This window comes from Hymenobacter swuensis DY53 (assembly GCF_000576555.1).
Taxonomy (GTDB): domain Bacteria; phylum Bacteroidota; class Bacteroidia; order Cytophagales; family Hymenobacteraceae; genus Hymenobacter; species Hymenobacter swuensis.
In genome coordinates this window covers 240,190-253,835 of record NZ_CP007144.1, presented here as the reverse complement: position 1 = coordinate 253,835, position 13,646 = coordinate 240,190, and the positions used below count along the sequence as shown (strand labels likewise).

General features: G+C 52.6%; 9 protein-coding genes. 4 read left to right on the top strand and 5 right to left on the bottom strand.

The annotated features are described in order from the left end of the window. Positions 1–225: 225 nt before the first annotated feature. The 3 genes from HSW_RS23700 to HSW_RS22340 form a co-directional block, all read right to left on the bottom strand. Positions 226–1,860: an L-tyrosine/L-tryptophan isonitrile synthase family protein gene (locus tag HSW_RS23700; protein WP_081768208.1), complete on the bottom strand. Its 1,635-nt coding sequence runs from the start codon at positions 1,858–1,860 to the stop codon at positions 226–228. A gap of 744 nt (positions 1,861–2,604) precedes the next feature. Continuing rightward, on the bottom strand, positions 2,605–3,123 hold the full coding sequence (locus HSW_RS01290; RefSeq protein ID WP_155832765.1) for a hypothetical protein: 519 nt from the start codon (positions 3,121–3,123) through the stop codon (positions 2,605–2,607). A 220-nt stretch (positions 3,124–3,343) separates the two neighbouring features. Continuing rightward, positions 3,344–3,967, bottom strand: coding sequence for a DUF6000 family protein (locus HSW_RS22340; protein ID WP_052345978.1), 624 nt, complete (start codon positions 3,965–3,967; stop codon positions 3,344–3,346). A 320-nt stretch (positions 3,968–4,287) separates the two neighbouring features. Between HSW_RS22340 and HSW_RS01280 the strand changes: the two genes are divergently transcribed. Further along, positions 4,288–6,561, top strand: coding sequence for a KAP family P-loop NTPase fold protein (locus HSW_RS01280; protein ID WP_044000453.1), 2,274 nt, complete (start codon positions 4,288–4,290; stop codon positions 6,559–6,561). 53 nt (positions 6,562–6,614) lie between these two features. On the opposite strand, the gene HSW_RS22335 is transcribed toward HSW_RS01280, so the two are convergent. Next, the gene (locus HSW_RS22335; protein WP_052345977.1) at positions 6,615–7,382 is read right to left on the bottom strand and encodes a TIGR02391 family protein; all 768 of its coding nucleotides are present in this window, start codon (positions 7,380–7,382) and stop codon (positions 6,615–6,617) included. Positions 7,383–8,419: 1,037 nt separating this feature from the next. On the opposite strand from HSW_RS22335, the gene HSW_RS01265 reads away from it, so the two are divergent. The 3 genes from HSW_RS01265 to HSW_RS01255 are packed head-to-tail and all read left to right on the top strand — an operon-like array spanning position 8,420 to position 12,409. Then, complete coding sequence (locus HSW_RS01265) at positions 8,420–9,493, top strand: ComEC/Rec2 family competence protein (RefSeq protein WP_044000451.1); 1,074 nt, start codon at positions 8,420–8,422, stop codon at positions 9,491–9,493. A 1-nt stretch (position 9,494) separates the two neighbouring features. Next, positions 9,495–11,831 (top strand): ThiF family adenylyltransferase, encoded by a 2,337-nt coding sequence (locus tag HSW_RS22330; protein ID WP_052345976.1) that lies wholly within the window; start codon positions 9,495–9,497, stop codon positions 11,829–11,831. Further along, on the top strand, positions 11,828–12,409 hold the full coding sequence (locus tag HSW_RS01255) for a hypothetical protein (RefSeq protein ID WP_044000450.1): 582 nt from the start codon (positions 11,828–11,830) through the stop codon (positions 12,407–12,409). Before HSW_RS22330 ends, HSW_RS01255 begins: the two co-directional genes overlap by 4 nt. Positions 12,410–12,571: 162 nt before the next feature. Here HSW_RS01255 and HSW_RS01250 read toward each other — a convergent pair whose 3' ends face one another. Next, complete coding sequence (locus tag HSW_RS01250) at positions 12,572–13,588, bottom strand: tyrosine-type recombinase/integrase (RefSeq protein ID WP_231501281.1); 1,017 nt, start codon at positions 13,586–13,588, stop codon at positions 12,572–12,574. Between the last annotated feature and the right edge of the window lie 58 nt (positions 13,589–13,646).

Below are 13,646 nucleotides of genomic sequence, written 5' to 3'. Positions count from 1 at the left end.
ACCACCAGTAGCGGCGCTGTTGATCAACCAGAAGCAGCTCTTCTCCGTTGTGGCAGCGCAGACAAGGGCAGGCTAGGCGCTCGTCATATTCATAAGCACTATATCGACACGTTGCGCATCCCCATAGGGTAGCGTCCTGACCATTTTCGTCTTCGGACCCTCCCCAGAAAAAATCCTTCTGTTGACAGTTTGGACAAAGGTGCAGTGCCATTCGATAGGTATTGGTTAGAAATTTAGCTTGTTTGGTACAGTTTCCGGGCGGGCGACGAAGTGGCTGGGCCGGCCGTCTTTCTCCACCAGCTCGGCCCCGGCTGCTTCGGCCTGGCGGCGTTTGAGCAGCACGTACTCGTTGTCGCGCAGCAGCACTACCCCGTGCCAGGGCGTAAGCCAGTCATCCACGGCCCGGGTCATGCGCAGGCCAATTTTGTCGGAGTAGGGGTGCTGCGGGTGAATGCTCAGGCGCACGGCGTGCGGGAACTCCTGGGCCAGCAGCCGGGTCCAAGCGTTGCTGCGCCGGATAACCTCGTACGCCACTTCCTTGCTTTCCTGCTTTACGCGGCTCTTGCTTTTGGTCGGCTCCAGGGCCAGGCGGTCTTCTGAAACGAAGCGGTGAATGCCATTGAACATGGCCCGGTGGTGCTCCGTGTCTCGCACCCGGGCTTTGAGATCCTCCAACGGCTCCCCATACTGGCCGGCAATCCAGGTGCGAGCCTCGTCGAAAGAGTCCGTAGCCAACAGATCTTCCAGGTTTACCACATCCAGATCCGGCGTGTTTAGCTGCTGGAGCAGCCGCTTCAGCTCCTCGTTGTAGGCCGACACGTCCGCGTCGCTGACCTGCACCAGGTCGGCGAAGACGCGTCCGTCGGCGCAAATGCTCAGGCGGGCCCCTGGCGCGTATATCTGCCGGATTTCCTCGCAGAGACTCTGCAGAAAGGTCAGGGCAATTTCCTCACCCAGATCCGGGAGCTTGCCCAGTACCTTGTGGAGGTTGGGCGACTTGGCCGGAAAGGCGGGCAAAATCAGGTGGATGGGCAGGCCCTGCCGGATGTAGTAGTGTAGCTTAGGCAGGTGCAGAGCAATGCTCTGGTCTTCGGTAGTGACCTGCTCATCGGGTCCGGTTGGCAGCACCTTGCGATGCCGTAGCAGTATTTTGGCAATGCGGCGGGCCACGTCGAAGTCAACAGTCGGGTCCAGATTCAGGAACTGGGCTACAGCCCCGGATAATTGCCCTAACAGCAGCGGCCCCAGCAGGGTAGACAAGCTAGGCGTGGTAAGCTCGAGCCCGGCCCCGAACAGCTGCAGCAGCTCATCAGTTGCTTTTCCATCGGCTGAGCGGTCAAGCAGGCGCAGCGCCAGCACGCCCCAATGAGCCGCGTAGAGGGTCTGAGCCAAGGCGGACCGTAGTTCAGGCGCGGGAGCATCCGAGGCCCCGCTCACCACGAGTTCAAATAAGGCCAGCCCGCGCAGCCGGATGCTCTCCGTTTCGACGCTGAGCACGCCCACGGGCGCCTCCGCGTCGAGCAGATTGGCCAGTTGCGAGCGAAGCAAGCGTTGCTGGGGCAGCAGCAACGCTACTTTCCAGCGCACCAACGCCTGAAAGCGTAATGCTACCGAGCCGGTTGGCAGGTCCGATATCTTCACTTCCAACTCATCGTGCAGGCGCTGGTAGAAGCCCAGCACAAAGTCGCTTTTAGTACCGAAATGGCGGTAAACCTCCGCCAGGGGCCGCCCGGCGGCCGTGGCAATGTCCACCAGGTATACCTGCTGAAATCCCTGCTCTTCCAGTAGGCGTAACCCGATATCCAGCAGTTGGCGACGAGGAGAAGCAGCCGCAGGTAGATAGCTTGAAGGTGGTGTCATGGGGAGTGCGTACGTAGCGTGGGGGTGCAGGCGTGGCCTTGGCTAAAAGGGTGATACAACAGTTACATGGAGGAGTCGTTACCGATTGCCGCCTCCCATTTCAGCGTAGCGTAGTTGGCCGTTCTGCCCGTAAAACGTGGCCCGGTTACTGGCTGCTGGCCCCTCGTTTTCTCCTGACGATGCTGATACACTACCAGGGTCCGGTTGTCTCATGCCCTCCTATTAACGTATTTGTCGAGACGATAAAAAACATACTCCCCAGGTGAGGAGAAGATATGACTAGTGAGTCAGGAGTTCGCCACGTAAATAAAAAGTCTCTCGCTACCACAGTCTTTGCATTCCATAAATTTCGAGTAGCAATTAGCGATACAGTTGGCTTGCTAAAAATACCCGTATCGGTGGTGCGTTCAACTACGACTGTTTGATGTAAGCTGAAACCACTGTTATAAGCACGAATCGATACGGATTCAGTAGGTTTGCCGGGAATCGAAGTACTTATTTGATCGGTAGTAGCAGCGCAAGAATGAAGCAATAATGCTAATAGCAACGTTTGTATACCGAAAATACATCTAATCATTGCTTGAGTCTTTGTGACCTAGGAAGGTATCTGTGCAGGCGATGGTACACCAGTAGGTGATGCGTATATTGGGTACTGCTTCAGATGACTCTTACCTGTAAGCAGTGCGGTAGCACAGCCCTATGCAAGAATGGCGGCCTAAAGCGGAAGTTCTGCAAACAGAAAGTTCATTTCTTCTCAGCGTCATCCTCTCTTGCTTGTTCCAACCGGTGGTGTGCCAGCACAGCATTGAAAGCGGGATTCGCTGCCCACGCCCCGCTTTCGCGCATGGCCAGCAGCAGGTATTCTGTCGTTTGCTCCCATGAGTAGCTGGTGCCCTGTACTACCGCTCCTACCCAGGGGCGCCGATCGACCGGCATGAGGTACTCGATCTCATACGAACCAGGAATTGCATTTGCGCTGATCAGCACCCACCATTCACTCCCATAACGCGGGTCGGGCGAAAGGCCCAGCCGCGCCATGGAAGTCACGCCCCAAAGTGGTAGTTGAGGGAATAAACTGTCGAGCAAGGTGAGCAGTTGCAGCATCTGCTCACCTTCTAAACGATCAACGGGGTTCGTGCTTGCGGCAATATGCTGATAATAGTCCGTCAGGGATAGGGGACCTTGGATAGGGCTACGCTGGATAGGCATAGGTGAAGATAAGTAAGCATGAATTTGTCCTGTGTACCTCAGCATAAGAATCATAGCTGTATAGGTAGTCGGGGTACTGCAAGTAGAGCAAGATGAGGTATCGAGGACTCGTTTGAGCTTCTCGTTCCTGCTTTTTTTCTCAACCGTAACGCTGGCTTTGGTAGATGATACTCACTCGTAAGGTACAGTGGGCATAAGTTCCACCCTCTTCTTGGGCTCTGCTTTCAGCTCACTTGCCAAATGATTTCCGCCCATAGGCGTTTTGTCGGGACTATCACATGTGTGACTGTGCCTTGGTATAGCTTTGCTCGCCGGAGTCAAAATTCGTGCGACAATACTCCATCGCTGCCCAGAACTGACGTTTACATTCCGTCAACTGCCATATAATTGAATGGTCCAGTTTATTGGCTGTATACTGCTCCCATAATCCTCCAGGAACTAGGAATTCCTGCGCCCATGTTGTGCCCCGTCGTTCGTCTATCCATAATAACGCCGGCATCGCCCAGTGTTGATCATACTGCAGATCCGGCTGTCGTAGATAGGTGTCCAAGTAGACAGCCAAGTAAGTGGCGCTTTCTGCTGTGGCAAAACGGGCTAAAGCAAAACAATAGCCCTGGCCCGCATACATCGTCTTACTCTCCACCAGTAACGTGCCCAAAAGTGGCACAAACTGCTGCCAATTTTTCAAACCACACAGCCAGCTTCCTGTCAGTTTCTCCCGCCAGCTTGCCTTAAGGAGATGAGTAATGATATACTCATCTACGGAAGCTAAAGCGGTGTTAACTTGCTGATTGAAAGCGACTAGTTGTTGGGTTGATTCAGTTCCTGTATAGTTTGCATGGAGTATTTCCATATACAAAGGTTTCACCCACTTGGTGAATAGAGTTTGATCCCACATCAACGTGTCTGTTTAATCTTGTTTACTATCATGGTAGATTATCCTATCAAATTTGGCCCTGAGTTATATTATCTGCCTCCTGACCATATGCTATTTGGTCGTGCGTCTATCGATTACGAAGGCGCGAGTATGGCCGGGGCAGAGCTCAGCTGAAGTGCTACGAATAATATAGTGCTATGCTATATGATTAGGACCAAAATAATTAAGGATTGGATCCGCACTAGCGGATCTTTGACATCGTGATTGGTTTAGAAAGTACCTACAGAAGTATGCATTCCGCACTTACGGTGTAGATGCTTACGTACCGTTTCATTTACACTATGTCCAGTAAACTTGACCGACAACACCGTGCTTCAGACCGTCCGCTGAGCAATCTAGGCCACGACGACTTTCAGCGGGCCCCCTTTGCCCAGCGCATTGCCGATACACTTGTTTCTCGCATAAATCCTGATAGCATTGTACTTGGCCTGTACGGGGCGTGGGGTGAAGGTAAAAGTACGGTCCTCAACTTTATACGGCATGAATTAGGGTGTGCTAATGATAAAGTCGTGGTGTTGAACTTCAATCCTTGGCGCTTTACTGATGAAACCCAACTCCTCACCAACTTCTTTGGGGAGTTGGCGAAAACCATTGACCGGCAACTGCTCACGGCTGGTCAACGTGCCGCCAAGTTGGCCGCTGAGTACGTGGCACCCCTATTACCGAAGCTTACTCTCTCGTCAGCGGATAACGGTCCCAGCACGGAACTAGATTTCAGCAGCCAGGTGCAAGCCCTGCTGAACCGGGCCCAGCCTGATGCTGAGGGTCTGCGCCAGCGTATTGAGCAGCTGCTAGCCGATGCAGGCAAGCGAGTCGTCATTATCATTGATGATATTGACCGGCTGGAAAAGGGGCAAATTCAGGCACTGTTCCGCCTCGTTAAGCTCACGGCCGACTTCCGGCACACAGCTTACCTGCTCGCCTTTGACGACGCCATGGTAGCCCGCGCGCTCGGCGAAGTATTCAGTCCCGTCGGAGAAACAACTACTCTGCAGCAAGCTGGCCAGAACTTCTTGGAGAAAATTATTCAGGTACCGTTACGTTTGCCGCGTGCCCGCCCTGATGATTTATTCGGCTTCTGTCTTGCTCGCCTAAATGAGGTCTGCCAAGGCCAGAACATTGAGCCTGACGCTGAAGATGCCCAACGGGTAAGTAATACGTTGCGTGCGGTCCTGTTACCACGGCTCACCACCCCGCGTCTGGCCGTGCGCTTTGCCAATGCCGTGGAGTTTGGATTACCACTACTTTACCGGGAGGCTAATCTGGCTGATTTCATACTGGTTGAAGCCCTGCACCTCTTCTACCCAGAGTTGCACCGTTTCGTCGCGGCCCACCCCCAGTTGTTGACTGGTAGTACGCAACGCTTCAATGGCAGCTATGAATTTTTAGCCGAAATAGACGACGATCCGAAGAAGCCAAAAGTGGAGCAATTTCTTGACAGCCATTACCCTCTGCGTGAAGAACGGCAAGCGACGCAGCACTTGTTATGCACCCTGTTTCCACGCGTTAGCCGTCATTTCAACCGGAGCCGTAGTTTGTTTGACGACTCACCCAGTCGCCTTTCGGAGATTGAACTCGCACAACGGCAACATGTTGCGTCCTCTACCCATTTTGCTCGTTACTTCTCTTATACCATTCTGCGGGAGGATGTAGCCGACCAAGAGTTTGCGGCCTTTCTGGCTCACCCCCCCGCGCAGCAGTATAGTACCAGTAAATACCTGATTAGTCGGCTGGGGATGTCGAGCTTTCTTCAGAAACTGACTTACCGTGTGGATCTGCTCAGCCCGGATGAAGCGGCCAATATGTGGCACCTGCTTGGTAGGCTCAGCTACTCGCTCAGTGACACCCAAACCGGCTGGTTCTCCGGCCGAACGGATCTTTCTCAGGGGGCCTGGTTACTGGTCGCTCTGCTGGCTCGATTACCGGCTGACCAACGTGTACCCCACATTCTGGATTTACTTGCTGGCGAGGCTGCTTTCAGCTGCTGTGAACGGTTGGTATCCACATTATTCTCTCGCCGCGACAAAGCGTTGGCCCAACCTGTAGCAAATCAGGACCAAGACGAAACGGATCTGTTCACGCGAGCCAACTGGGAGCCACTAGAGCAAGTGCTTGCCTCCGCCTTAGTGGAACGCGCTCTGCAGGAAGCCGACGATCAGGCTATTTACAGCGCATTCCCAGTTATTGGTTGTCGAATTATGCATTTTTACTGGAGGCTGGCAGCAAACCGGCCACCGGTGGCGGAATATGTTTTACCACGGTTGAAGCGTAATCCTGTCGAGGTAATTCAATTATTGGAAACGTGCGCCCCGTATGTTTCCGTCAACCACGAGCCGCCGTTTCACGGCAACATTGAGCGAGACACGTTTGAGATGTTGCATCAATCCATAGGGCCTGAACTCTATGTCGCAATACGGCAGGTACTGGGGCCCATATCTGTCACTACGTATTCTGCTGAGCGTTTTCGCTCAACCCCTCCTACTAATGAGGAGCGCCTCCGCCAGTACGTTTACCTCTACGATCACCAAGCCGCTTCTCCTGCTGAACCGGAGTAATGCCGAGTGCTCAACACGCTTCACCAATCTATTTACCAAGCGATTAGCACAAGTCAAGGCTTGCTTGATTGCGTTTGTACCACCTCGGCTTCGTCCAGATTTCGGAGCAGGACACTGGCAAAGGAGAGCCATTCAAGAGCCCGTTGAGGATCAGTTGTGCCCCCGAGACTATGCGCTTTAGGGTTGCGGATAGCCAGCATGGCCCCTCGAAACAGCGTCATAAATCCTTGCTGCTCATCTGCGCTAGCGGCAATGCGTAGGAGGGGGTTAGCCGGAGCAAACGCCTGTTCCATTAGTTTTGTGCCATGGTACGTTGCAGGAAGCTGAGCTTTGTCACGCACGGCATTGTCTAAAGCGATATAGGTATTCAGGATGGCCTCGCGGTAGTGACCATTCTGAAACAGTTTAGTAGCCGCTTGTTGGACAACTGGGTGAAGTTGCGCTAACGGAAGCACAGCGCGTGGGCCGGTGGGCACGGCACGCACGTGCTGCTGCTCTAGCTGCAGTTCGTCCATGTAATTTCGAAGCAGACCAATAGTAATGGTCAAGTCCCGCTTAAACCGAGCTTCTCGCACTTCCCGATCAGCATCCGAGTAATCTATTCCGGCTATTCTGAGCTTTCGCCGGTAGGTAAACGTGAGTTCCGCAATGCGTTTGGTCTGACGCGAATCCTGGCCAAATACGCTTATCAAGGTGCTCAGCAGGCGGTCATGCCAGACAATAAACTCCGCATCCCGACTTGCTTTGTTCTGCTCTTGTTGATGCACTGCTTGTGTGAGCAATTGCTGTAACCGGTCTAGCTGGAGGGATAAATCAGGCAAAGCAGAAGGGGATAGTGAATATCTGATAAAGGGCTTTCCACAATGGGTACCGCCATATCAAGTATCCAGGGGGTAGTCAACCACACGAAAATAGCTGTTCAATTCTGATAAACGGATACTAGGCAACATGCTCCTGGCAAAACTATGCATATATCCATAAACGGGTATTCTCGATCTACCTATAACTACAGTATATCAACTTTAGAAGCAGAAATTCTGCCCCATCAATGTATGATATGTGCAAGCCTGCATACATCGCCTATAGCCATACACAAAAACTACTTCTGGGGCAACCCGACTGCGAAAGGAAGTTGCGTTTAGCTTTGCTTTCAACGTACGGTAAACACCCCGCCAACACGGTTGCCTATAAACGGCGACCCCCCGGCTGGTGGAACAACCGAGGGGTCAGAAGATTGGGTGGTGTATCACCCTCACTTCGACTGCAATGAAGAAGGTGCGTACGAATATGAAACCAGCTAGCAAGGCTAGTTGGTTTCATATCTCCTTAGAGCTGTGTAAAGCAGCTGTATCGGGAGCAATTCGAGCCGTGGTAAGTCACTGGCTCGGACACTAAGTAAGGTGGCGGCAGTCAGGGTTTCGGCCTTGGCTGCCGTTTGTTTACGAAGCAGGACCAAGTGCTTGTCCCACTTATACGGGACAAACATACGAGGTTTCGGAAAAACTATCCGACTATTTGGAATAGCGCAGGACTATTCTGGAGAACTATCTCACTATTCTGAAAATTTTGAAGGATGCGTTGACCCACTTCCCTGCTCAGTAGGATTTAGGAACACGGTATGAACAAGATCTTAGGATTCAATTTTTTTATTCTAACGTTAGTGTAATTGGTGAGCAGGGTCGCTAAAGGCGAAGCGTTGCGCTGAACATGACCCTCAACCTTTCCTGTGATTTGGGCAGTAGGTGATTCAGATGATTATCATAGCTCAGAAAGAAATTGCTATACATATTAGCTTGCCAATATTATGAGATAAAATGGTTGTAACTTGGTGGTAGAAAGCATCTAAAGTCACTTCATTATGGGCAATAAGGCCAAAGAGATTATCACCCCGCCAACTGGCGTTTTTCGCATCGTATTTTTGTACGTTGGCCAAGGCGACGCAACTATCCTTGCAATTCCTGACGGCAGCAAGTTCAAATACGTGCTATTAGATAACAACATCGACAGGAGCGCGTGTGGTATCAATACAGAGAAGTTGCTGAAGGACTTGCTGGACGGCTCGCTTGATGCCTTTATCAATACCCACCCACACTGCGACCACGCTGAAGGTATTGAGGCCATTCATAAAGCAGTGAAAGTTGCTGAAGTATGGCATTCTGGTCACGTGCCAGGTAAAGACAATGATGACGCTTACCAGGAAATGCGTCGCGTCATTAAAGACATTGGCCCAACGAACGAGTACAAGCTTTTCGGCACTAACTCCCTCAATAAGATTCGTAAATCCGATGGGTCAACGGAGGTGATTAAAAAGCTGGGTGATATCGATTACCAAATTCTATCCCCGGCTGAATACCTCTGCGACGACATCGCCGAAGGGAAGGACTCCGAGCGCGACCAGCGCATTCATGAGCACTGTGCTGTCCTGCGTTTCTCTTATGGCAGTACACCTGTTTACGTGCTGTTTACGGGTGACTCTGACCGGGTGGCCTGGGAAGAACACATCATGAGCAACCACTCCAAGAATGTGGCAGCGCATGTGCTGAGCGCCTCTCACCACGGCTCCCGTACCTTCTTCAAAACTTCCGGCGAGGACGAAGATCCCTATGAGAAGCATATAGAGAGCATCCAACCCAGTGTCATCGTAGTGAGTGCGCCCAAGCAAAAGGAAAGCCGGTACAAGCATCCGCACGCTGATGCCATGGACCTGTACCGGAAACATTTGGAGGAGGAGGACAACTTAATGCACTCCGGAGAAAATCGTGAATCTATCATCGTCGATATAAAATCTGATGGGTCCTGGGAAGTGAAAACAGATCAAGATCTTGTCAAAGCATACGGCTATGACAACGACGGCGGAAGCGAAAAGGGAAGCAACCGCAGTGCTGCCATCATTGGGGCTGGCACCCGTTTGGACGATAAACCCATGGGCTAGTATGAGCAAGTGGTTTGAGCGGCATCCTTTCATTCTTCACCGCGAGATTCATCAACTCAGCAGCCACGGAGACTACCGGCAAGTTGGCATCGCCTGCAATCAGGTGTTACTTTCTGCCGGAACCCTGCTGCTCCGCCTGAATGGTAAAGCAAGCCGCTATCCAGCGGCTTTTCTTTATCCCGATTCTACACCCTTTGCCCTGCCCACGGTCTTTCTGCTGGAACGGGAGCTAACCGAGCAGGAAGTCACCCGGCTAGCGGCTAGCAGCTTTGCCACGATTACCGCCAGTTTGAGCAAAATCAAACGCCTGGTTTATCAGCGCCATCAGAATTCCAATGGCAGCCTGTGTTTGTTAGAGCAAGACAACGTTGAGCAGCTAGGTGCCGAAACATTCGAGGCGCACAGCATCATCAACCGCGTCGTGCAGTGGCTCAAAGCCCTCGAGCTAGGTACACCTCTACCCGAGAGTAAGGAGGTTGAGCTATATGCCCACTTTCCGGGGAAGGCAGCCATGCGCATACTGCTCACCGAAACCTACTTCACTACTGTAGGCCAGCAAGGGCGCATGTACTTCACCCCTCTGCTGCAGGAGCCTCGCAAAACCCTTGTCCATGAGCGACTTTTCATTGGGGCAGGTATCTTGGTTGATGGGGCGCCCATGCCACCTGATGATGGAACGTTTTGGCATTTTATGCCAGACAGTATCAACTCGCCTAATCTGCTGTACCGTTACCCAGCCAGAGCACAGCAAGCCACTAAGCAGTTGAAGTTGCTCGAGGGTTACTGGTGGCAAGTCGTGGAGGAGCCCCCGGTGATACGCGATACCGGGCATCTTCTTGCGTTTTTAGGCGAGGGCGACGCCGACCAAGGTCTTACCCGAATTAGCTCCGAGTTGAAAGCGGCAGTAGCAGACTCAAGGCAACCGTTACTGGTAGGCTTACGGTTTACCAATCGGAAAGGGTCTCCGGAATGGCTGGTGCTCAAACTGGAAATGCCTGAAATGCTCCAGCTGCCCAAGGGCGCACCTTTTCGCCAGCGGTGGGTAGCTCTCTCCATTGAGGCTTGTCCAATAGAGGCATTCACGGCTAGAGAATACCACACCCGCAATGCCGGCCGGGTAGCATATGACGTCATCAGCCAACAGGCAGTCACCGTCATTGGATGCGGTGCGTTGGGTAGCGAAGTAGCCGATTGTCTCGGCAAAGCCGGCGTGGGGTCTTTACAGCTTGTTGATAACCAGCTACTGCACCCCCACAACTCTATGCGCCACCTAGCCAGCTACGCGTTTGTTGAACTGCCAAAGGCCACAGCCGTGTGGAATCTAGTCAAGCTGCACAACTTCTTCGTTAAGGCAACCCCTGTTATTGGCAATGTCCTCAATGATCCACTGTCGAAGTATTTACTTCCAACTGGCATTGGTATCTGCACTATCGCCGACGATAACGCCGAAGAATTTGTGAACGAACAGGCCGTAAATCTGGATCGGACCATCTTCTATGCTCGTGCTCTTCGGGGTGGTAAGATGGCCCGCATTTTCCGGGTAATTCCCGGGCAGGATGCTTGCTTTCATTGCCTGACCCTTTACAAACGAGAGCAGCATCCGGACTTTATTTCTGTGCCTGAAGATGAGCGGTTGCCCACCATCCGTAATGAGTGTAATAATCCCATCCGCCCGGCCAGCGCAGCGGATTTAAAGCTTATATCTTCCCTTACTAGTAGGCTGATTCTCGATCATCTGCAAGCTCCAAACCCGGGCCCTGTCAACCACTGGATATGGGCCACTGAGCCCCTGCCGGGCCGACCAGCCACCCAGGCGCTGCCCTTTGTACTAGAGACCTGTCAGCTTCCGCCGCATGAGTATTGCTCGTACTGCAATGCCCTGAAGCCGACCGCAGTTGCCATCCAAGCAGCCACCTACTCATTTGTGCAGGAGGAGACGATCCGCCGCGCCGGCACGGAGACGGGGGGCATTCTTACCGGCCAGCTTCAGCCCGACGGCTCCATCCAGGTCCTCAATGCTTCAGGCCCGGGTCCAGCTGCGGTGCATTCTACTACGCTGTTTAAGCGGGACGTGGCCTACTGCCAGCAGTTTTTGGCTGATGAAGAGAAAGCCGGACGCGTGTATGTAGGAGAGTGGCACAGCCACCCCAACGAAAACAACAACCCCAGCCAAACAGATCTTACCAGCCTTGCTGCCATTGCCTATCAACTCAACTACCACACCAGCAAGCCCGTGATGCTCATTTTCTCACGCAGTGGCCGTGGGCGGTGCACAGTTCATCCTGTTGGTGCTCCGCACTGTCTAGTTGACCTTACTTTCTTATCCGACCCGGTATGAATTTTTCCGTTTACGACGTCCTATCCAAGCTGCTGCCGGGCGGAATCCTTTTTTGCGTAGTAGTGCTCGGACAGTTAGTGCCTAAGTCTGATCGGCTCACCGACGTCTTGTCGCTGGTCATCATGTACTTGCTCGGCTATTTCATCGATGCTACGGCTAGTAGTATAGAGCCTATGCTCTTTACATTTATGGGTGGCCGCCCCAGTGCCCGCCTAATTCAGGACCAGTATGAGGGACGCTACCGCTTAAGCCGTCTCCCTGTCCTCATTCAACATATGCAGCAAACCTTTCCGGAGCAGTTTGCTGACCGCTCTTTATGGTTCGACCTACTGGCCCGCACTGTTAATCAGAAAGCTCCGCCGCGGGTCACCACCTTTCAGGAAGCTTATGCTTTTGCCCGCAATCTATCCGTGAGCTTATGTCTAAGCTTACCGTTAGTTCAGCTTGCATTCCACTCGTGGTATCTCACGGCGGCAGTGGCCTGTCTGTGTGTGCTAGCGTTTCGCCGCACAAAAGAGCGAGCTTACTACTATGTACGTGAGCTTATCAATTGCTATATGCATGAGAAATGCCCATAGCAGCCCTAACTAGGAGCATTGAGCCTGCTTTCTTACACTATCTGAAATATGAGGTACTAAGTAAATAGGTCACACTCTTTAGCACTACCATTCACTCCATCTCCTCTCGTAAGTCTGTAAAACAGTTTGGGTAGCGGTAAAATACGGCTTCGATTGTATCATTTAAAGTCCCAGTTTCTTAGCCGAATTGTGCTGCAGTACATTATCTAGCCGAGTATAGCGGCGAATCATTGCACTGGTCTTATGTTTGGTTTGATTCATAACTTCGCTGTCATCAGCGCCGTTCAACTTCGAAATAGTCACAAAAGAGGCTCGCAGAGAGTGAGCACTGTATTTCTCACCGAGGTGCATTTGCACCAGTATATTCAGCCGAATTGGGGTAAGCCGGCGGTTGCTCAGACGCTGACCTTTGTAGAAGGAACGAAATAAGGGGCCGCTAGTGTAGCCATGTTCCTGCAGCAGCTGCAGCCAATCCTTTAAGGCGCGAACCGGGCAGGTGCGTCGATCCGGGTAAAAGAACACCGCTTTTTCTTCCGCCTCGCCCTGTTGGTTGGTTTTACTGCGAGCCAAGTGCACGATGATGTGGCCCTCCTCCACCTGCAAGTCTTCCATGTTCAGACTGGTTAGCTCCTGCCGGCGGAAGGCGCCCACAAACCCCAGCAACAGCAACGCCCGGTCCCGCACACCGGCCGGTCGGCTTAAGTCGATCGCGTGAATGGCTCGTTTCAAATGATCGAGCGTAAAGGCAGGCGCCTGTTTCACCCGAACGCCATTTTCTTTACTGATACCCTCTAGCAGCTTTTTGATTTTCTTGTCCTCGCCCGGTGAGGGATGCCCTGCTAAGTCATGCGCTTTACTGATGGCCGCCAAATGCTGCTTGATAGTCGAGACTTTCTTATCCCGCGCCAAGTGAATAAGAAACCCAGCTACCGTTTGCGAAGCCGCTGGTAGGGGTACCAGGTCACATTCCTGACACCAGTGCAAGAAGCGCTTCCAGTTACCCGAGTAGGCTTCCTTCGTATTGACTGCTCCTTGTTCAGCCCGGCTGAAATACCGTGCTCCTTCCTCCGCGTAGTCGTGTAAGTGACGGTGGATAACAGGGCTTTGGGGCTGAGTCTGGTCAGGTAACATGTAGGCAGGTAAAGTGGTTGGCGGGATGATGAAAAGAGGTATGGGCATGATTGCGCCAGTCATCACACAAGCAGGTAAGCGGGCGCTTCGCGATTCAATGATGTTG

What these genes read in the sequence shown, in the direction of transcription:
- HSW_RS23700 (WP_081768208.1), bottom strand. Translation starts at nt 1,860, where the DNA reads ATGACACCACCTTCAAGCTATCTACCTGCGGCTGCTTCTCCTCGTCGC.
- HSW_RS01290 (WP_155832765.1), bottom strand. Translation starts at nt 3,123, where the DNA reads ATGATTCTTATGCTGAGGTACACAGGACAAATTCATGCTTACTTATCT.
- HSW_RS22340 (WP_052345978.1), bottom strand. Translation starts at nt 3,967, where the DNA reads ATGTGGGATCAAACTCTATTCACCAAGTGGGTGAAACCTTTGTATATG.
- HSW_RS01280 (WP_044000453.1), top strand. Translation starts at nt 4,288, where the DNA reads ATGTCCAGTAAACTTGACCGACAACACCGTGCTTCAGACCGTCCGCTG.
- HSW_RS01265 (WP_044000451.1), top strand. Translation starts at nt 8,420, where the DNA reads ATGGGCAATAAGGCCAAAGAGATTATCACCCCGCCAACTGGCGTTTTT.
- HSW_RS22330 (WP_052345976.1), top strand. Translation starts at nt 9,495, where the DNA reads ATGAGCAAGTGGTTTGAGCGGCATCCTTTCATTCTTCACCGCGAGATT.
- HSW_RS01255 (WP_044000450.1), top strand. Translation starts at nt 11,828, where the DNA reads ATGAATTTTTCCGTTTACGACGTCCTATCCAAGCTGCTGCCGGGCGGA.
- HSW_RS01250 (WP_231501281.1), bottom strand. Translation starts at nt 13,588, where the DNA reads ATGCCCATACCTCTTTTCATCATCCCGCCAACCACTTTACCTGCCTAC.